This window comes from Clostridium sp. UBA2485, assembly GCF_002341865.1.
Taxonomy (GTDB): Bacteria; Bacillota; Clostridia; order Clostridiales; family Clostridiaceae; genus Clostridium_J.
The window spans coordinates 70,809-92,087 of record NZ_DDOV01000038.1 but is presented as its reverse complement, the minus strand read 5'-3'; the positions used below and the strand labels follow the sequence as shown (position 1 = coordinate 92,087).

19 protein-coding genes are annotated in these 21,279 nt (G+C 27.9%); 13 read left to right on the top strand and 6 right to left on the bottom strand.

The features are described from left to right. Positions 1–61: 61 nt before the first annotated feature. Positions 62–778 (bottom strand): EcsC family protein, encoded by a 717-nt coding sequence (locus B3603_RS07080; RefSeq protein WP_291562506.1) that lies wholly within the window; start codon positions 776–778, stop codon positions 62–64. Between the two features lie 1,191 nt (positions 779–1,969). Between B3603_RS07080 and B3603_RS07075 the strand changes: the two genes are divergently transcribed. The 3 genes from B3603_RS07075 to B3603_RS07065 all read left to right on the top strand — a co-directional run bounded on the left by B3603_RS07075 (position 1,970) and on the right by B3603_RS07065 (position 6,117). Beyond that, on the top strand, positions 1,970–2,377 hold the full coding sequence (locus tag B3603_RS07075; RefSeq protein ID WP_291562503.1) for a MarR family winged helix-turn-helix transcriptional regulator: 408 nt from the start codon (positions 1,970–1,972) through the stop codon (positions 2,375–2,377). A gap of 123 nt (positions 2,378–2,500) precedes the next feature. Continuing rightward, positions 2,501–4,228, top strand: a complete 1,728-nt coding sequence (locus B3603_RS07070) for an ABC transporter ATP-binding protein (RefSeq protein WP_291562501.1) — start codon at positions 2,501–2,503, stop codon at positions 4,226–4,228. Further along, entirely contained in the window at positions 4,225–6,117 is a 1,893-nt protein-coding gene (locus tag B3603_RS07065) for an ABC transporter ATP-binding protein (protein WP_291562499.1), read from the top strand. The genes B3603_RS07070 and B3603_RS07065 overlap by 4 nt, the downstream gene beginning before the upstream one ends. Before the next feature lie 116 nt (positions 6,118–6,233). Here the strand turns inward: B3603_RS07065 and B3603_RS07060 are convergent, their stop codons facing one another. Together B3603_RS07060 and B3603_RS07055 are read right to left on the bottom strand one after the other, a co-directional pair. Beyond that, positions 6,234–6,941 carry a hypothetical protein gene (locus B3603_RS07060; protein ID WP_291562496.1) on the bottom strand — a complete coding sequence of 236 codons (708 nt, stop codon included), beginning with the start codon at positions 6,939–6,941 and terminating at the stop codon, positions 6,234–6,236. A gap of 167 nt (positions 6,942–7,108) precedes the next feature. Then, positions 7,109–7,816 (bottom strand): hypothetical protein, encoded by a 708-nt coding sequence (locus B3603_RS07055; RefSeq protein WP_291562493.1) that lies wholly within the window; start codon positions 7,814–7,816, stop codon positions 7,109–7,111. 325 nt (positions 7,817–8,141) lie between these two features. On the opposite strand from B3603_RS07055, the gene B3603_RS07050 reads away from it, so the two are divergent. Beyond that, positions 8,142–9,065, top strand: a complete 924-nt coding sequence (locus tag B3603_RS07050; RefSeq protein WP_291562490.1) for a helix-turn-helix transcriptional regulator — start codon at positions 8,142–8,144, stop codon at positions 9,063–9,065. Between the two features lie 107 nt (positions 9,066–9,172). Beyond that, entirely contained in the window at positions 9,173–9,736 is a 564-nt protein-coding gene (locus tag B3603_RS07045) for a DJ-1/PfpI family protein (protein ID WP_291562487.1), read from the top strand. 125 nt (positions 9,737–9,861) lie between these two features. Here the strand turns inward: B3603_RS07045 and B3603_RS07040 are convergent, their stop codons facing one another. The 3 genes from B3603_RS07040 to B3603_RS07030 form a co-directional block, all read right to left on the bottom strand. Beyond that, positions 9,862–10,431 carry a flavin reductase family protein gene (locus B3603_RS07040; RefSeq protein WP_291562485.1) on the bottom strand — a complete coding sequence of 190 codons (570 nt, stop codon included), beginning with the start codon at positions 10,429–10,431 and terminating at the stop codon, positions 9,862–9,864. 147 nt (positions 10,432–10,578) lie between these two features. Then, entirely contained in the window at positions 10,579–11,430 is an 852-nt protein-coding gene (locus B3603_RS07035) for a GNAT family N-acetyltransferase (RefSeq protein WP_291562483.1), read from the bottom strand. A gap of 181 nt (positions 11,431–11,611) precedes the next feature. Beyond that, positions 11,612–12,199 (bottom strand): lipoprotein BA_5634 family protein, encoded by a 588-nt coding sequence (locus B3603_RS07030; protein ID WP_291562480.1) that lies wholly within the window; start codon positions 12,197–12,199, stop codon positions 11,612–11,614. 575 nt (positions 12,200–12,774) lie between these two features. On the opposite strand from B3603_RS07030, the gene B3603_RS07025 reads away from it, so the two are divergent. The 8 genes from B3603_RS07025 (at position 12,775) to B3603_RS06990 (ending at position 20,800) form a co-directional block, all read left to right on the top strand. Beyond that, positions 12,775–15,150 (top strand): cation-translocating P-type ATPase, encoded by a 2,376-nt coding sequence (locus B3603_RS07025; RefSeq protein ID WP_291562477.1) that lies wholly within the window; start codon positions 12,775–12,777, stop codon positions 15,148–15,150. A gap of 178 nt (positions 15,151–15,328) precedes the next feature. Next, entirely contained in the window at positions 15,329–15,484 is a 156-nt protein-coding gene (locus B3603_RS07020) for a hypothetical protein (RefSeq protein ID WP_291562474.1), read from the top strand. A gap of 72 nt (positions 15,485–15,556) precedes the next feature. Continuing rightward, positions 15,557–16,741: an isoform II gene (locus B3603_RS07015; protein ID WP_291562471.1), complete on the top strand. Its 1,185-nt coding sequence runs from the start codon at positions 15,557–15,559 to the stop codon at positions 16,739–16,741. A 224-nt stretch (positions 16,742–16,965) separates the two neighbouring features. Continuing rightward, entirely contained in the window at positions 16,966–17,271 is a 306-nt protein-coding gene (locus tag B3603_RS07010; RefSeq protein WP_291562468.1) for a hypothetical protein, read from the top strand. Between the two features lie 177 nt (positions 17,272–17,448). After that, positions 17,449–17,865, top strand: a complete 417-nt coding sequence (locus tag B3603_RS07005; protein ID WP_291562465.1) for a HutP family protein — start codon at positions 17,449–17,451, stop codon at positions 17,863–17,865. A 270-nt stretch (positions 17,866–18,135) separates the two neighbouring features. Continuing rightward, on the top strand, positions 18,136–19,137 hold the full coding sequence (locus B3603_RS07000; RefSeq protein ID WP_291562463.1) for an ABC transporter substrate-binding protein: 1,002 nt from the start codon (positions 18,136–18,138) through the stop codon (positions 19,135–19,137). Beyond that, complete coding sequence (locus B3603_RS06995) at positions 19,138–20,022, top strand: ABC transporter permease (protein WP_291562460.1); 885 nt, start codon at positions 19,138–19,140, stop codon at positions 20,020–20,022. Then, a complete protein-coding gene (locus tag B3603_RS06990) occupies positions 20,006–20,800 on the top strand; it encodes an ABC transporter ATP-binding protein (protein WP_291562457.1) in 795 nt (264 codons plus the stop codon). Before B3603_RS06995 ends, B3603_RS06990 begins: the two co-directional genes overlap by 17 nt. The last annotated feature ends 479 nt before the right edge of the window (positions 20,801–21,279 follow it).

Below are 21,279 nucleotides of genomic sequence, written 5' to 3'. Positions count from 1 at the left end.
TAGTTATTTTCTCTTTAGCCTCTTTATAGAAAACATCTAAAAGATGGAATACAAATTATAGTTATTTAAATAATCTCATTCTATATGAATTAATTGCTGTTTCACCAAGTTTATCTAATAATTTTGAATTAACATAAGCGCCAACTAAAGCTCCAATAGCTGGTAACATTTGCATAAGTTTAGCAATATCAATATAGTCTCTATATTCCTGTTGAAATTTTCGCCAATCAAAGTAATCCATATCGTTAGGTAATGAACTAGAGTACTCTTCCCATCTTTCCATTTTGAAAAATATTTCATTTATATTTTCTTGACTAGAAAATGCAAGCTCAAATATATGAAGTATATATACTCTTTCTTTATAATCACGAACATCAAATCCATAAATTGAAGCAACATCATATAAAAATTTTATTTTTATACTAAGAAGTAATGGAAAGTCAGCAAGACTCATCACAAATCCACCAGCACCTGTACTAGCGCCTTCTATCATAGCAGTTCGTTTATATGTTGAAATTTTTTCCTTGACTAATCTTTCTTTTTCTTCAAGATCTAAAATATCGTAGGGAGGTTTGGTAGCAATCTCTGAACCTAAAAGCACAAATTTAATCATATTTTTTATTGCAGATGTTAGCATTTTATGATATTTTTCTGGAATTACATTATTGAATTTATTTTGTAAACCTTTTGATGCTTTGCTAATTATAGAAGGCTTTTTTCGCATTTTTGATTTCCAATTCTCTAATTCTTTGGCTGCATTTAAGTAATAATCATTCATAACATCACCTTTTTTAATATCATATTTTTAGTATTATTGTTAAGCATATAAGTTTAAATATTCATTATAATTCTTTATTTTAAATCTTATTGAGTCTTAATATCATATATAAATCAATTAAAGTACAAAGTAAATAGCTTTTTAATCATAGATAAATTTTAACTTACATAAATAAATGTTAATAATGTGGATATTATTTGATTTATATTTTTAAAATGTGGATAAAAAACTCCTTTCTAAACATATATTTTATAATGTCTAGAAAGGAATATGTTACGATGTTTTTTAACATAATGCAGTTATTTATTATATTTTAATCTATATTCATCTTCCAAAATACTCATTAAAATAGCATCGTGGTATTTATGATTATAAAATAAAACCTCTCTTTGAATTGCTTCTCTTTTAAACCCAACTCTCTCATATGTATTTATAGCTATTTCATTATAGGAGTATACTTCAAAATCAATTCTGTGCAAGTTTAATATTCACAAAGCATAAAAAAATGTGAATTTTATCACAATTTAGGGTATAATTCTCAATGATTAATAATATAAAAACAATTATAAATATTATTAGTAGACTAATGAAAATTCTTCAGTCAGTTTTTGCTAAAAACTTATATTTAAGTTCACATATTTTTATATAAATTCTATATGAAAAGTGGAGCTACTTATAGGGATACAATGTGAAAATTTAAAGTATACTCTGGAAAATAAGTTTCCTATAAAAATAGCTTAAATCCTTAGAAATTAAGGATTAATAATTAAAAATGAAAGATTTAGGATGAAATTCACTACTAGTGAATTTCTAAAATGAAGTTTATTTAAAAAACTCCAAAGGCTTTGACGGTGGAGTTTTAACCGCAATTCTTCATTATTCATTCTTAATTTTTAATTCANNTTTCATTCTTAATTTTTCATTCGTAGAAAAAAAATTTTGTTATGGAAATTAAAATCATGAATAAGTTAAATTTTCATTAAGGAGCCCTATAGTAAATACTTGGCAGTAAGTCATCTGAAACAAAAGTATTAAATAAGAAAGTTAAAATTTTTTATATAAATTTGTACAAAATTATTGACTAGAAAATAACTTAATGATAATATTAAAAAATACTTAGCCAGCTAAATAGTTAGGAGGAAATAAATGAATTTTCATGAATCTGATTCACTATATCATGTTTTTTACCAAGTGATAAGATTGCATTACTACCGCACTCATACGCAACTTGATAAAATAGGTCTTTATCCTGGGCAACCACCTATGTTGCATGTTTTATATATGAAAGATGGGCAAAGCCAAAAAGAACTAGCTAGTAAGCTTGAAATAAAGCCTGCTACTATTACGGTAATGTTAAATAGAATGGAAAAGTCAAAACTTGTAGAGAGGCGCCAAGATACTGAAGACCAACGGATATCAAGAGTATACCTAACTGAATATGGTAGAGAAATTTGTAAAGAGATGAATGAAATTGTAAAAAATATAGAATCGGAATGTTTTAGTAATTTTACAATGGAAGAGCAAGTTTTACTTCGTAGGTTATTGATGCAAATGCGTGATAATCTTTTAAAGGTATGTGACAAAAAGGTAGATATGTAATATTAAACTAAATAGAATTTTATTTCAGATGCCTAAAGTCAATAAGTTTTTTATTAAAGATATTTATTAACTTAATTTTACATGAAAAGTTTAATAGCTTTAACTGACTGGAGATGATTATTAATGATTAAGTTGTTTAAGTTTTTAAAACCATATGCAGCTTCTATAGCTGTTATTTTAATACTTGTATTTTTTCAATCCCTTTCTGAACTATATTTACCAACTTTAATGTCAAATATAGTTGATACTGGGATAGTGAATGGAGATACAAACTATATTTTGAAAATTGGTGGATTTATGCTTCTTGTAGCGGCAGGAGGTACTATTTGTACAATTTTAGCTAGCTTTTTATCCTCAAAAGTTGCAACAGGATTTAGTAAAGATCTTCGTAAAAATGTTTTTTCAAGAGTTGAAAGCTATTCATTACAAGAATTCGATAAAATAGGAGCATCTTCTCTTATTACAAGAACTACAAATGACATTACACAAATTCAACAAGTATTAGTAATGATGCTTCGTATGATGATTAGTGCTCCAATGATGTGTATTGGTGGTATTATAATGGCAGTATCGAAAGATGCAAAGTTATCACTAGTCATTATTGTTGTAATGCCTATACTGGCTATCGCCATAGGTATTATTGGAAAAAAAGGTATGCCATTATTTAAGATGATGCAATTAAAGATTGATAAATTAAACCTTGTATTACGTGAAAATCTTACGGGAATTAGAGTAATACGTGCATTTAATAGGATTGATCATGAAAAAAAGCGTTTTGATAAAGCCAATTTAGATCTTACTAATACAGCTATAAAGGTTAATAAAATAATGGCTGCATTAATGCCAATAATGATGGTAGTACTTAACTTTACGACAATTGCAGTTGTTTGGTTTGGAGGTATTCGTATTGATAATGGAAGTATGCAAGTTGGAGATCTAATGGCATTTATTCAATATGTAATGCAAATAATGTTCTCATTAATTATGGTTTCTATGATGTTTATATTAATTCCTCGTGCATCAGCTTCAGCGGTGAGAATTAATGAAGTGCTTGATACTGTTTCGGAAATAAATGATGGCGATAATACTAAAAGCTCTAATAGTAAAAAAGGTTATATTGAGTTTAAAGATGTTACTTTTAATTATCCTGGTGCAGAGAAACCAGCGTTAAGTAATATTTCTTTTAGTGCAAAGCCTGGTGAAACTACTGCAATTATAGGGGGAACCGGTTCCGGTAAATCCACACTTATAAGTCTTATACCACGTTTTTATGATATTAGTGGTGGTAGTATCTTAGTTAATGGTATAGATATTAGAGAAATGACTCAAGAAGATCTTAGATTGAAGGTAGGTTTTGTGCCTCAAAAGGCAGTCTTATTTAGTGGTACAATAGCTGACAATATAAGATATGGTAAGGAAAATGCTTCTGATGAAGAAGTTAAACAGGCAGCAGAAACTGCTCAAGCTTCAGATTTTATTTCTAATATGAAAGATGGATTTGAATCAGTTATATCTCAAGGTGGAACTAATGTTTCAGGAGGGCAAAAACAACGTCTTTCAATAGCTCGTGCATTGGTGAGAAGACCAGAGATATATGTTTTTGATGATAGTTTTTCTGCTTTGGATTTTAAGACAGATGCAAAATTACGTGCAGCACTTAAAAAGGAAACAGGGAAATCAACAGTGATTATAGTTGCACAAAGAGTAAGTACAGTTATGGATGCAGATAGAATTATAGTTTTAGATGATGGACAAATTGCAGGAATAGGAAATCATAAAGAACTTTTAAATAATTGTGATGTATATCGTGAAATTGTATCTTCACAGCTGTCAGAGGAGGAATTAGCATGAGCGAAAAAGGTGTAGAGCGTAAACCAAACAATGGAGCAAAAGTAGGTCATGGTGGACCTCGTATGGGTATGGCTGTAGAAAAAGCAAAGGATTTTAAAGGAACACTAAAAAGATTAATAGGATATTTAGCACCTCATAAACTGCAAATTTGTGCAGTATTTTTAATGGCTATTCTAAGTACGGTTTTTAGTATTGTAACACCTAAAATAATGGGAAAAGCTACAACAACTCTATTTGAAGGTCTTATGGCTAAGTTTATGGCTATAAAGATGAATCAACCTGTGCCTAGTGTTGACTTTGATTATATAGGACATATAATTCTTATTTTAATAGCATTTTATATAATTAGTGCAGCTTTTAACTATGTTCAGCAATTAATTATGGCTGGTGTTGCACAGAAGACAGTTTATAATATGCGTAATGATATTAATAATAAACTTTCACGTCTACCACTTAAATTTTTTGATTCTCATACCCATGGGGAAATATTGAGCCGTGTGACCAATGACGTTGATAATATTAGTAGTACATTACAACAGAGTATTACACAGCTTATAACATCCATGCTTACACTTATAGGTATTATTGTTATGATGCTTACTATAAGTCCAGTATTGACACTTATTTGTATTGTAACTTTGCCATTATATATATTTGTAACAAAAGTTGTGGCATCAAAATCACAAAAGCATTTTGCTCAGCAGCAAAAGTCACTTGGTGAGTTAAATGGTCATGTTGAGGAGATGTATACTGGTCATAAAATTATTAAGGCATTTGGACATGAAGAAAAGTCAATAAATGAATTTGATGAAATTAATGAAAAATTATATGATGCAGGTTGGAAAGCTCAATTTATTTCTGGTATTATCATGCCCTTAATGACTTTTATTAGTAATATAGGATATGTACTTATATGTGTTGTAGGGGGTATTTTTGTTACTAAGGAAAGAATTAAAATTGGTGATATACAAGCTTTTATTCAATATTCAAAACAATTTACTCAACCAATAGTTCAAACAGCAAATATAGCAAATATTCTTCAATCGACTGTTGCATCTGCTGAACGTGTTTTTGAACTTCTTGATGAAGTTGAAGAGATTAAAGATAGTGAATACAATAATGTTATAAAATCTCCTAAAGGTGAAGTTAAATTTGAACACGTTAAATTTGGATATAAAGAGGATGTTACTCTTATTGAAGATATGAATATTGATGTTAAACAAGGTCAAACTATTGCTATTGTAGGTCCAACTGGTGCAGGAAAAACCACACTTGTTAACTTATTAATGCGTTTTTATGAGATAAATGATGGTAAGATTACCGTAGACGGTGTTAATATTCAAGATTTAAATCGTGGAGATTTACGCAGCATGTTTGGAATGGTACTTCAAGATACATGGTTATTTAATGGTACTATAAGAGAGAACATAGGTTATGGACGTAGTGGATCTACTGATGAAGAGATTATTAAGGCAGCAAAGGCAGCTCATGCTGACCACTTTATTCGAACTCTTCCAGATGGATATGATACAATACTAAATGAAGAGGCTTCTAATATTTCTCAAGGACAAAAACAATTACTTACAATTGCTCGTGCCATACTTGCTGACCCTGCAATACTAATTTTAGATGAGGCAACAAGTAGTGTAGATACAAGAACAGAGTCTTATATACAAAAAGCAATGATAGAACTTATGAAGGGAAGAACAAGTTTTGTTATAGCACATAGATTATCAACAATCCGTGATGCAGACTTAATACTTGTTATGAATAATGGTAGTGTAATTGAAAAAGGTAATCATAATGAGCTTTTATTAGAAGGTGGCTTCTATGCAGATCTTTATAATAGCCAATTTACCAGTGGAAATTTAGAAGAACAAGCTATGTAAATAAAATATAAATTTAATATATATGAAACTTAATAAAAAAAGCTATGAACAAAGATAAAATGTTCACAGCTTTTTTTATAAAATTTTAAATCTATATACTTTGTTATTAGTAACAATTAAAATTTAGCTATCATTATAAGATATTCTATTTTTCCTTGTACTGTACCAAGACTTACTCCAGTACAACTCTTATTATTTGCTGCCATTTGAGATTCTAAATAGTAATCGTTACTATTTTTTAAAACGCTATCTATTTCAAGTTCATTGGCATTATTAAACATTACATCAATACAATTTCTAGCATAAGTAGACATTTGAGAAATTAGTTCTTTATTATTAATATAATCAAGCATATTTTTAAATAAAGCTTCTGAATTAGTTTCGTCCAGAGAATTTAATAATTCAAAATAATTTCCTAATGTTAGTGATCTATTTAATTTACCTTGTGTAAAGTCATAATCAAAAATAATACTTATATTGTAAAATATATTTGATGGATCTACGCTTTTATATACCATTAAAGTGTATAATTCTTTGTCTTTTTCTTTAAAAATTAGTATACTATCTGGTTCTGAACCTACTACTATTTTTTTTAGCAATTCCTCTTCTTTTTTATTATTAATTTTCTTAAAAAACTCCTCTAATGTTACATCTTTTAAACCTCTACTGTTTTTAGAATTAGTAATCTTATCTACTTTTATAGACTTTATATCTTTTGGCTTGTTTGTTATGGATTTTGCTTCTACTGCTTGAGTATTAACCCTTAAGAATAAACAAAGAATCATAATTAGAGAAAATGACAATAGAACTTTTTTCATTTTCATTTTTATATCCCCCCGTAGCATATGTTATAGCTATACTATAGCATTGTATTAATACCGTTCTCATATGATATGTGAAATTTGGCAATATATAAGCTGTGAACAAGGACAAAATGTTCACAGCTTTTTTTATAAAATTTTAAATCTATATACTTTGTTATTAGTAACAATTAAAATTTAACTATCATTATAAAATAGTTTACTTTACCTTTTATTGTATTAAGATTTACTCCAATACAACCCTTGTTATCTGTTGTTATTTGAGATTTGGAATAGTATTCTTTACTATTTTTTAAACGGCTATCCATTGCAAACTCATTTGCATTATTATATATTACATCAGCACAATTTACAGCATAAGGGACTATTTGAGAACTTAGTTCCTTATTATCAATATAATCAACTACATTTTTAAATAAGACTTTTGAATTAATTTTATCTAGTAAATCTAATAATTCAAAATAATTTCCTAATGTTAGTGATTTATTGGAATTACCTTTTGTGAAGTCATAATCAAAAATAATACTTGCATTGTCAAATATATCTGATGGATCCACATTTTTATGTACCATTAAAGTATATAATTCCTTGTCTTTTTCTTTTAAAATTAGTATACTTTCTGGTTCAGAACCTACCACTATTTTTTTTATCAATTCTTCTTCTTTTTTATTATTAATCTTTTTAAAAAACTCCTCTAATGTTATATCTTTTAAACCCCTACTATTTTTAGTATTAGTAATCTTATCCACTTTTATAGACTTTATATCCTTTGGTTTATTTGCTGCTGATTTTACAACTGTTGCTTCAACATTAGCTCCTAAAGATAAACAAAGAATCATAATTAGAGAAAATGACAATAGAATTTTTTTCATTTTCATTTTTATATCCCCCCGTAGTATATATTATAGCTATACTATAACATTGCATGAATACCGTTCTCAATGGATATATAGTATAATTATTGGAAAATAAATAAAATATTTTACATTTAAGCATGTTTTTTATTGTAATTTAAAAATATGTAAAATAATGTTGATGAACACATTTTTTTGGTGATAAGAAGAAAAATAGGCAGATAAACCTTGCTTAAATTAACTTAGTAATAGTCATTAAATTTTTCACCTATATGCATCTTTGGAGATTAAATTACAAGAAAGTGAAAATTAAGAAAGGGTAAAAGCGTTAAAAACGTAGAGTGTAAACATGAGGGTAGATAGATTATTATCAATTTTATTAATAATTTCTAATAAGGGTATGGTTACAGGAAAGGAACTTGCAGAGCACTTTGAAGTATCTATAAGAACTATATATAGAGATATAGAAAAAATAAGTGAAGCAGGTGTTCCTATAGCTTCTATTGGAGGAAAAAATGGCGGCTTTTATATAATGGAAAATTATAATTTAGATAATCTCTTTTTAAATAAAAAAGAAGTTCAACCATTAATGTCAATAATGAATAATTTAAAGCTTTTGTTTGGTAATAACGAACAATTTAATAATATTATTTTAAAATTTGAAAATGTATATAAAAAAGAAATATTTGAGTATGATAAATTAAGTATAAATATGTCTCATTTTAGCATGGAGGATGAACTTAAAGAATATTTATTTTTAATTAATAAAGCAATTGCAGAGAGCAGATTATTAGAATTTTATTATATAAATAGAAGGATGGAATATTATGAAAGAATAGCTGAACCTATTCAAATAAAGTTCGATCAAGGTTCATGGTATTTAATAGCTTTTTGCAGAATAAAAAATTCTTATAGAATGTTTAAATTAGTTAGAATAAGAAATCTTAAACTAGGTAGAAATTTCATAAAAAAAGATATTTCTAAAGAAGAAATAGAAAAAATATTTGATGAAGGATATAGTAATAAAAGTATTAAAGTTAAGTTAAAATTTACTTATAAAATTGGAGAACAATTAAAAGAATATTTTTCTAAAGATAAAATTAAAATTTTAGAAGATGGAGAGTTTATTGTTGAGGATTTTTTCCCATATGAAGAGGGATTAATAAAGTTTATTTTGGGCTTTGGTAAAGAATGTGAAGTGATAGAGCCTAAATATCTAAAAGAGGAAACTAAAGAATATCTAAAAGAATTATTAGAGAAATATAATGACTGACATATAGGTGTCAGTCATTATATTTTATAATTAAAGCACGTAAAAGAAAATAATAACTTAAATATCTCAAATATTGTAAAGTAAATAATTAAATAGGAGATGATTATATGAACGTATGTATTTTTTATTATGACGGGTTCCTTGGTTATGAAATTATGTTTGCGGCATCATTGTTTGATGAGAAAAACATTTTTTCAGCTGCTTTAGAAAATAGGCCATATATAAGTGGAGAGAAACAAAGATTTTTACCAGATAAAACAATATCAGAGCTTAATCCAGATGATATAGATGTTTTTATAATTCCTGGTGGAGCTGGTAATGATAATCTTTATAATAATTCAATACTTAGAGATTTCATGACAAAATTAAATAATAGTAAAAAAGTTATTGCTGGTATTTGTGGTGGAGTTTTTCTAATGGCTAATTACGGCATCCTTGATAATAAAAAATGTACTGGAGATGGAGAGGGAATACAACTTGACTCTGAATTTTCATATTTGTTTAATAAGTCACATGTAGTAAATGAAGATGTTGTAATTGATGAAAACATCATAACCTCAACTGGACAAGCATTTATGGAATTTGCTTTTGCGATAGCTAAAAAGATGAACATTTATGATAATGAGGATGACATGTTAACTGCATACAGATGGTTGAAAAATATCAAATAAATAAAATTAACAATAATAATTTGTTATAATATTCTTTTAAGGACATTATATTAAGAGAGCTATTCATTAGCTCTCTTAATATCTTTATCAAAGACATGTTTTATAAATGTGAATATATTTTTAAACTAAATAAAAGATTTTGAACTATCTATATGTTTTTTATCAATATATTTGTAGACACGCTCACTATCATCACCAACATAAAGAACTGGATCTAGCTCTTTATAATCTAAATATCCTTCTTCATTTAAAAGCTCTGATGAAACACATCTACCTTTAATCTGAGCTAATATATTGGTAATACCATAATAATAATCCTTTTCTATTACATCTGTTAATGTACACTCAATAGATATTGGACATTCTTCAATCATAGGTGCATTTATAATATCTGATTTTACTGGGGTTAAGTTTACAAAACCAAATTTTTTGCAATTATGTCCTGAGGAATATCCACAGAAATCTATTTCTTTCATTAAGTTTCTATCTGGTATGTTTATAACAAAATCTTTGACTTTTTTTATTTGGTTTATAGCATAGCCCCTACTGCCAAAACCTAGACAAATCATATCTCTTAAAGTATAGGATGATGAAAGTGTGGTTACATTAGGAACGCCATTTTCATCATAAAAGCTTACGAAAAAAACAGGAAATCCATAATAGAGTTTTTTATAGTTTACTCTTTGCTTTTCCATATCATTATTCTCCTATTAAATAAATTAATATAATATTTTGAGATCATTAGGTAAGTTAGTTTATAGTTAATTATATAGTAATTCATTTAATATTCTGTGATAATTATCACAGTTAAAATAGAATAAGTATATTGCTTATAAATTTAATTATAAAGTTAAATACATTTCATATTGGTTAATATTATCTTTTTTAAAGTTCATATGTTTTAAAAATCCCTGTAAAAGATTGTTATTAGGAAATGCAACAGCAATTTTTGATATAGCTAATTCTTCACAAGCTTTGTTTAAAAGAGATGTGGCAATTCCCTTTCCTCTAAACTCACTTTTAATCCATAAAAAACTAAGTTTTCCATTGGAGCTAATACAAAGAGACCCGACTAATTCATCACCATAGTATGAGCCATAATAGAATGTATTGTCACATTTTTTTACATAGTCCATATCATTTTGCCAGTTAATATGAATGTCTTTTGCTTTATCTATGACTTTCTCAAATTCAGATAAATCAATTTTTCTAATATGAACATTTGTAATATCATATTTTTTTAACTTTGATGTATCATCAAATGAATAGTAGGAAAGATCATAAATTTTTTCATAACCAAGTTTTTTATAAAAATTAACAGCTCTATCATTACCAACTATAACTTCAAGAAATAGTTGTTTACATTCATTTTTTATTCCTTCTTCTTTATGGAGTTCAAAAAGTCTATTACTAATTCCTTTACCTCTATACTCTGGATGAATGCCTAAGGTGCCGCATCTTATTGTTTTTATTCCTTCATATACTTTGATTCCCCCAAGTATAACACCAACAGCCTTGTTTTCATCAAGTGCTACAAATGAATGCTCTAAACAGTTTCCTTCTGGTCCTAAAAATCTAGTTATAAAGTCATCTTTAGACATATTAATTTTTATAATATAGTCAGAAAAACCAATTTGGAAAGCTTCGTAGACTGAATTTATATCTACCTCTGAACATCTTTTATAAGTTACCATTTACCATAACCCCCTCCATATTTTTTAAAAATTTGAATCTGTATTTTAAATTATAGATTTAAAATAAGATTTACAATGAATATGAAAAATAAAGCTATATTTTACATATTTTATCATCATTATAATAAAAAAACATAAAAACATCTATAATCAAATTATAATGTTTTTATGTTTTTAAGCTTTATTCAAATTTTATTAATTGTGCGAGTTCCACATCGAAGTTAATCAGTTCATGTTTAGGATCTTTATTGAACTCTAATAATCCTATAGTCTTTTCTTCACCATCAATTGTTTTCCAAATTGAATCGTCAACAATTGCAAACATATCAACATATACGCGGCCATCGCCAATAATAGCATTTCCTTCATATTTAACATTTAATTTTTTATCATTAATCATTAAATTTTCAACATTATTTTTTGCAAATAATACACCAGTATCACTTGTAACTGTTGGTAAAGATTTTAATATTTCTGTATTATCATCTGTATCAACTTTCTTAAATATACCTCGGTTAATAAATGCCTCAGCAGTAGTTTTATTTATTATCATTAATTTTTTATTGTCTATCTCTGTTACTTTAATTTCATGGGATGTTTCTGATTTTAATTCTTTTTTATACTTTTCAATGGTATTTTCAACTTGCTGTTGGCTTCCGTATAATGCTACACCATTTGCCTTACTTAAAATTTTATCAGTTAGTGAACAGCCTGTTAATAAAGATATTGAAAGTAATGATATAAATAATAATTTAATAATTCTTTTCATTTTCATTTCTCCTTACTATAAATTAGAATATTATTTAAGCACAAAGTTTACCAAAAGATATACTTAACATGACAAACTTTGTTTATGGTTTGATTTTAAGGCAATAGGCACATATGTGCTATTTATTTTCCTTACAATAAGATTACATCTATGTAATAAAAGATATATGTAAAAACGAATTATTGTTAAGAAATAAGGATAAACTTTATTATTAATTAAAAGTATAATATTTCAAATGGAAATCTAATAAATTAATTGGTATTTTCTAAGTGTATTCTAATAAAAGATAATTAGAATATATAAAGAAGCAAGATTATAACTAAGCATTAAATTATATAAGAGAAATAACGAGTATTATTTATTTAATACTTTGAAATTTTATCTTATGTATATTTTTAATATAGATATGTTAAATAGTTATTTAGAAAAGAATTTTTGTTATAGAAATTAAAATATTGTATAAGTTGAATTCCCATTGAGAAACCCCATTAAATAAGCTTATACGAAATAATTACTCTTTGAAGATACCGTAGTTGGTATAAGTAATTCAAATGGAACTAAAAAGAGGTGGCTATATGAGATCAGAGTTTATATATGAGAACAAATCTTATAAAATTTCAAAAAGTAACGATGTAAATTATGGACTTACAGATAAAGAGGTAAAGGATAGAGTTAAAAAAGGTAAAGTAAATATTATTCCTAAAACACCATCCCGTACAATTGGGCAGATAATTAGAGCAAATTTATTTACTAGTTTTAATGCTTTAAATGCAGTTTTAGCCATAATTGTTATTATAGCAGGATCACCTAAAAATGCTCTTTTTGCAGGCGTTATAATAACTAATACGATGATTGGCGTTGTTCAAGAAGTTCGTGCTAAGGCTATAATAGAAAAACTTTCTCTTTTAAACATGACTAATGTTAAGGTTATGAGAAATGGGGTAGAAAAAGAAATCTCCATGGAAGATTTAGTTATTGATGATGTTATGGTTTTAAATCCAGGAGCAAAAATAGTAGCTGATGCAGAAATATTACATGGAAGCGAAATTGAAGTAGATGAATCTTTACTTACTGGAGAATCAGATCCTGTATTAAAGAAGTCTTCTTCAAAAATTTTATCAGGAAGTTTTGTAGTAGCAGGAAATGGTTATGCTAAGGTAACAAGTGTTGGCGCTGATACATATTCAGCTAAACTTGCGGAAGAGGCAAAAAGATATAAGCTTATTAATTCGGAACTTCAAATAGCAGTAAATAAAATATTTAAAGTGATAATTTGGCTTGTAATTCCTATAGGAATATTACTTGTTGCTACACAACTTCTGTTTGCTGATAGAAGTTGGCAAGATGCAATTATAGGAGCGGCTTCAGGTATTATAGGTATGGTGCCTGAAGGATTTGTACTTTTAACAAGTGCGACTTTTATAGTAGCAGTTGTAAGGCTTTCTAAATGGGATACTCTTGTACAAGAGCTTCCAGCTACAGAGGTTTTAGCTAGGGTGGATGTGTTATGTCTCGATAAAACAGGAACTATAACAGAAGGGAAGTTAAAGGTAGTAGATGTAGTAGCTTTAGAAAATAATGATATTAATGATATTGAAGAAATTCTTGCAGGAATAGTTCATGGATCACCTAGTATAAATCCAACACAACAGGCTATATTAGAAAAATATAAGGATAAACCAGAATTAAAAATAAAAAATAAAATACCATTTTCTTCTGAAAAAAAATGGAGTGGGGTTGAATTTGAAGAAAAAGGAGCATGGGTTCTTGGGGCTCCAGAAATGATTTTGAAGGATGAATATGAAGAAATAAAATCAATAGTTGAAGGTGAAGCTATAAAAGGAAGAAGAGTACTTCTTTTAGCAAAGGCCTCAGAGGATGAATTTAAAAATCAGGCATTAAATAATGTAGAGAAAACAGCTTTAATTCTTATTGAAGATATTATAAGAGAAGAGGCAACTAAGAGTTTTCAATATTTTGAAAAAGAAGGTGTTGAACTAAAAATAATATCAGGAGATAACCCTGTAACAGTATCTGCTGTTGCAAAGAGAGCAGGTATTAAAAGTGCTGATAAATATGTAGATGCTAGAACTTTACCAGAAGATAGTGAACAATTAGCAGAAATTATTGAGAATAATACTATTTTTGGTAGAGTAACTCCTCATCAAAAGAAAACAATAGTAAAATCTCTTCAATCAAAGGGGCATATTGTTGCTATGACTGGTGATGGAGTAAATGATGTTTTAGCGTTAAAGGAAGCAGATTGTGGTATTGCAATGGCTAATGGTTCTGATGCTACAAAGGCAGTAGCGCAACTTGTCTTATTAAATTCAGATTTTAGTGCTCTTCCTAAAGTTGTAGTAGAAGGCAGAAAGCTTATAAATAACTTAGAGAGAGTATCAGAATTATTTTTATCGAAGACAGTATACTCTATGATACTTTCTCTTGTATTTGGATTGATATTACTACCTTTTCCATTTATGCCAATCCAGTTAAGTTTAATAGGATCTATTGCCATAGGTATTCCATCTTTTTTCCTTGCTCTAGCACCTAATAAGGAACGTGTTAGTAGAGGGTTTCTAAAAAGGGTTCTTCAAGTATCAATACCTAATGGTATAGTAATAGGCTTAAGTACGCTTACAATATTTTTGTTAGGCTATTTTAATAATCTAACGATAGAACAATGCAGAACATTGTCCATACTGGTATTAGGTGGAATTAGTTTAATTGTTCTATTAAAAGTGGCAAAACCATTAAATGCTTTTAAGGCTTTACTTGTAATGGTAATGGCTATACTGTTCTCAGCAGCATTTGTAATACCTCAAGCAAGAGATTTATTTATGTTTTATAATTCAGATAAAATATATATTTTTATATCTATTTTATTAATAATACTATCATTACCATTCACCTATATAATCACTAATATTACTAAAAAAATATTTAAATAGAACAATTAAAATAGCACTAGAAATTGCATTAAGAGTGCATTCTTGTGCTATTTTAATTTAGCTTATATTAGTAAGTACACACATAGTAAATTTAAAGAATTTTTAGATGGTAAAAATAAGGGTTTAATTCAAAGTTTGAAAACTTTGAAAATGTAATAAAAGAATGGAGAGAAATGTTATGAGGGTTATGGAATTAATTATTATTTTATTAAATTTTTTAATCTTAGGTCGGGTTTTGATGTTCGAAAGAGGTGCTACTCGTAATAATGTAATTTTGCTAGGAATTTCTGCTGTGGTTACAACTCTACAATTAATGATAGAAGGATATAGATAGCAAATGATTCCTGCATACTTAGTGCTAGTCATATTGTTACTACAAATTTTTATATTTCCCCGTAAATATACAGTGTCAGCTTCAAAGGGTGCTCGCATATTTAAGGGATTCCTTATAGGAATATACTTTATAGTTGCAGTTGGGCTACCACTTATTATGCCAATGTTTTCATTTGCTAAACCTACAGGACCGTATGAGTTAGGAACAAAGACATTTCATTTTATTGATTATAAACGACCTGAAAACTATACAGAAGATCCAAATGATCATCGAGAGTTGATGGTACAGATTTGGTATCCTGCAAAGGCTGGAAGCAATGAGCCTTTAGCACCGTATATTAAAAATCCTAGGGAATTAGCTATTGGTTTATCTTATCCTGTATTTGCTTTGGATCATTTAGGACAACTTAAGACCAATTCTCATCAGGGTGCATTGATATCAAAAGAAGAGAAAGCATGGCCATTATTAATATTTTCTCATGGTATGAATCTATATTGTAACCAAAACACTTTTCAGGTGGAGGAGTTAGCAAGTCATGGCTATATTGTTGCTGCTATTGATCATACCTATGATGCAGCGGCTACTGTGTTTCCTGATGGACGTGTTGCTCCTGTTAAAACTCAATTAGAAGATGGGGTATACTTATTAGATGAGCATATGCAATTATGGACTGAAGATGCAAAATTTGGCTTAGATAAATTAGAAGAATTAAACAAAGATAATTCAGATAATGGTTTTGGTGGGCTTATTGACATGAGCCGTATAGGTATGCTTGGTCATTCCTATGGAGGGGCGAATACCATGCATATGTTACTTGAAGATAATAGAGTTAAGGCTGGCATTAATATGGATGGTGGTCTGTTTGGAAAGTCAGTACCCAAAAAAGGCATTGGCAAACCATTCATGATAATGGATGCGCAGGAAAGTGAAGATTATATGAATGCTGCAAAAGAGCAGCCTAGTTTAAACAGTGATATATATAACAACATATGGGGTGAATTAGCCAGACGAAGACAAGTTGCTATGACTGGAGGCGTATACTCTCTTACTATTCCTAATACAGATCACATGAGCTACACTGATCTTAATCAATTTACATCAGTATTTAAAACGAAAGGTGAAGATTTAAAATATATTCATCATGTGGTTAATGATGTAAGCCTTTCATTTTTTGATAAATATGTTAAAGGTGATGGATCTACTATGCTAGAGAAGATAGCAAACCGCTATCCAGAAATAAAGTTTGTAAAACACTAATTTAAAAAATAAATATTTTTATGAATGTATATAAGTATTTTAAAACTAAGAAATAGATAAAAGGTTCCAATTATTACATCTGCTAGAATATATATTAGCTTTTCTATAAAACTCTTTAAATAAAATATTAGAATTTTTATTAATTATAATATTTTTTATAACATCAATTAATTATTTATAAATGGGAAATATATAACTAAGAAAATATGAAGAGGTGTAAGAAAATGTCTAAAAAAAATAGTAAGAATAATGAACTTTTAAGTAATTCTAAGGCAAATTCTTCTCCAAAGATATATTATTTATTAGTTAAATTAGTTAATGATAAAAGAGAAGATTTAGCAGAGTTGGTTTTAAAAGTTGATTATTTATTAGAATATGCAAGTAGATGTATAAAACAAAAGGATTTTGCTGAAGCAAAAGAAGTGTTAGACAAAGCTAAAAATAGGATAAATACATTAAAAGATGAAGATGTAGACACAGAGTATTTAGATTATCTATATGAAGGTATAGTAAAAAAAATAAAAATATAATTCTTTATAAAAGTAACTTTATATGAAGGTCATTAATTAGCTTTGCATAAAGTTACTTTTGTTTTTATTTGAATTGTAATAAAGGTAAAGTATTAATTCGTAATAAGAATTTTATTTAACTACCTGATGAATTAGTTTATAATGTTTTGTATAATAATAAATTTGAGGTGAAATATTATGGCTATAGATAGTATAGATGTAGCAAAAATTGCTTTGAAACTTGCTATATCTTCTAGAGAAGAAGAAAAAGCATTAGAAGCTGAGCTAAGGCAAAAAGGAATTTTGACAGTAGCAGTAGATGTTGGTGGAAATATTAATAGTTCTATTCCTAAAATAATAGAAAGAGCATTAGTTGCTTCAAAAAGAAATGGAATAATAGAAGATTGTCATGTCCATGATGGTGCAGTGGTAGGTGCAACAAGAGAAGCAATTATGCAAGTTGCAGCAAAGGCCAATGGGCTTAATGTTGGTGGAAAAATTGGAATAGCAAGATATGGAGAACATTTAAGTGTATGTATATTTATGAGCATAGGGTTGCTTCATTTAAATGAAGTTGTAATAGGAATAGGACACCGTTCAATTCCTAATATGTAAAAAAAATAATATTGACAACTTAAAGAAATAGACATAAAATATTAACAAGTCAATTTTTTGGCTTATGTAGTAGAATAGTAGTTTTGTAGTTTTAAAGTAGTATTTAGAAGGTTAACTAAAATTAAATATCATTATGTGTAGTAGATTTTAATTAGGTAAAATGGTAGTTTTGTAGGAGATATTAAAATGAGTCTATGTTTTTTTGTTATATAACTCTCCTATAGGGGAGTTTTTTGTTTTATAACTATAAATATTTTGGAGGATGGTAGTATGGTAGCAAAAAGATTAAAAAGCGTTTTTGCAGTGTTATTAACTGCGGCTATTTTAGGAGGATGTGCAAATTCTAATAAAACACATTCCAATGATAATAAAGAAATTAAAATCGGTATTTCACAATTAATTGAGCATCCAGGACTAGATGCTACAAGAAAGGGATTTATTGATGGTTTAAAATCAAAGGGCTTTGAAGAAGATAAAAATATAACATTTGATTTTCAAAATGCCCAAGGAGATATTCCTACAACTCAAACTATAGCACAAAAATTTGTATCTCAAAAAATGGATATGATAATGGCTATAGCAACACCTGCAGCTCAAGCAGCCTACAATACAACAAAAGATATACCAATTTTGGTAACAGCAGTTACAGATCCAGTAGAGGCTGGCCTCGTTAAGTCTATAAAAGAACCTGAAACAAATGTTACAGGTACCTCAGATTATGTTTCAATTGATAAACAGTTTGAACTTCTAAAGAAAATTTTACCGGAAGCTAAAAAAGTAGGTATTTTATATAATACCAGTGAAAAAAATTCAGAAATTCAAGTAAATAATGCTAAAAATGCAGCACCTCAATTTGGGTTAGAAATTGTAACAGCAGGAATAACTAATGTTAATGATGTGCCACAAGCACTAAATTCTCTATTTGGGAAAGTTGATGTGTTATACACTCCTACAGATAATATAGTAGCATCATCAATGCCATTAATTTCTGCTCAATGTTTTAAAAATAATATTCCAATAATAGGTGCAGAAAAAGCACATGTTGAGTCTGGTGCATTAGCAACTAATGGTATTGACTACTATAAACTTGGGTTTCAAACAGGACTTATGGCTGTTGATATAATCAATGGAAAAGATCCTAAAGACATTCCTATAGTGACCTTAGATGAAATGCAGTTAATAATTAATACTGATGCAGCCAAAAAGCTAAATATCACTATTCCTAATGATTTAGATGATAAAGCTGAGAAGGTTACAGGAGGTGTTAATTAGATGGGACTATTGATAAATATATTAGAGCAAGGATTAATATTTTCTATAATGGCTATCGGTGTCTATATAACTTATAGAATACTAGATTTTCCTGACCTTTCAGTAGAAGGAACCTTTCCATTAGGTGCATCCATTGCAGCAGTTTGTCTTATGAATGGTATAAATCCATTTATAGCATGCTTATTAGCTTTCATATCAGGAGGTATAGGAGGAGTCATAACAGGATTACTTCATGTAAAACTGAAGATAACTAACCTTTTGTCAGGAATTCTTGTGATGATAGCATTATATTCAATAAATTTAAGGATAATGGGAAAATCTAATATTCCTCTATTTGGGAAAGACACTATTTTCACATCAATTTCTAATCCTATAATCATAATCGCTATCTTTGCATTAGCTTCAAAGATTATATTAGATTTATTTTTGAAAACTAAGCTAGGCTTTATTCTTAAAGCTACAGGAGATAATGAGCAATTGGTAACTTCTCTAGGAGTTAATAAGGACATGATTAAGATAGTAGGACTTTTGATTTCTAATGGACTAGTTGCATTGTCTGGGGCTATAATGGCTCAATATCAGGGATTTGCAGATGTGGGTATGGGAACTGGTATTGTAGTAATGGGACTTGCTGCTGTTATAATTGGAGAATCGATACTTAAAAAAGTTAATATAGTAAAAGGAACTACTATGGCTATATTAGGCTCAGTAATATATAAGGCTATAATAGCTATTGCCTTAGAGCTAGGCTTTCAGCCTACGGATTTAAAACTTGTAACAGTAATTATAGTAGTTATAGCATTATCATTAAATAATAAAAATTTTAGTTTTAAAATTAGAAAAAAAGCAGCAACAGGAGGTGAGGTTCTTGTTACAGATAAATAATTTATATAAAGTTTTTAATAGTAATACAGTAAATGAAAAAGTTATATTTAATAAATTCAATCTTAATGTGGAAAAAGAAGATTTTATAACTATAATAGGAAGTAATGGAGCAGGAAAATCTACTCTTATGAATATAATATCAGGAGCAATAGCACTGGATGATGGTACTATTGTCCTAGATGATAAAGATATATCTACTATGCCTGAATATAAACGTTCCAAAGTTATAGGAAGGGTATTTCAAAATCCATCATCAGGGGTAGCACCTAATATGACAATTTTAGAAAATATGTCTATGGCACAAAATAAAGGAAATACATTTAATTTAACTAATGGTATATCTAAAAAAAATATAGACTTTTTTCAGGAAATGTTATGTAAATTAGATTTAGGTCTTGAAAATAAAATAAATATTAAGGTTGGATTATTATCTGGTGGACAACGACAAGCACTTTCACTACTTATGGCTGTAATGAGCAAACCTCAAATATTGCTTTTAGATGAGCATACAGCGGCATTAGATCCTAAGACATCAGAAAGAATTAATGAGATTACTGATGAAATTATAAAAGAACATAAAATTACAACTTTAATGGTAACTCATAATTTAAATCATGCCATAAGTATGGGAAATAGATTAATAATGATGCATCAGGGCAATATAGTTTTAGATGTATGTAAAGATGAGAAAAAAGAATTAACAGTAAATAAATTACTTTCTCATTTTGATGATCTTCAAAGTGAAGAATCATTAAGTGACAGAGTTTTATTTGGTTAAGATAAAATAAGGAGTAGAAGCTATAGCTTCTACTCCTTATTTTGATATATAAGATTTTTTCTAATAAGAAAATTATTATAAAAAAATATTTTGGAACAAGTAAGGATAATTACCAATAATTAAAATATTTAAGGTGACTAAATAAAAAATATATAGAAAGTTAAGAAAAATTGAAGCAAATAAGCATTAAAGCTGTTATAGTTGTTAATATAGAGTTAAGACTTTTTAATTTGAATAAATTAATATGTAAAGTGAAAAACTTATTAAATATAGAAATATATAAAGACTTTATAAATAAAAAGTTTTAAAATTTGTCTATAGGGTTTCAATAACTCAAATAAGTATATATACTTATTTACAAAGTAACTAAAATTTAATAATAAATATAAATTTACAATAAGGCATCTTTATAATCTTTGATTAGTTAATTTTTTAGATGCCTTGAAACAATTTAAATATTAGCTATATAAATTGGCGGC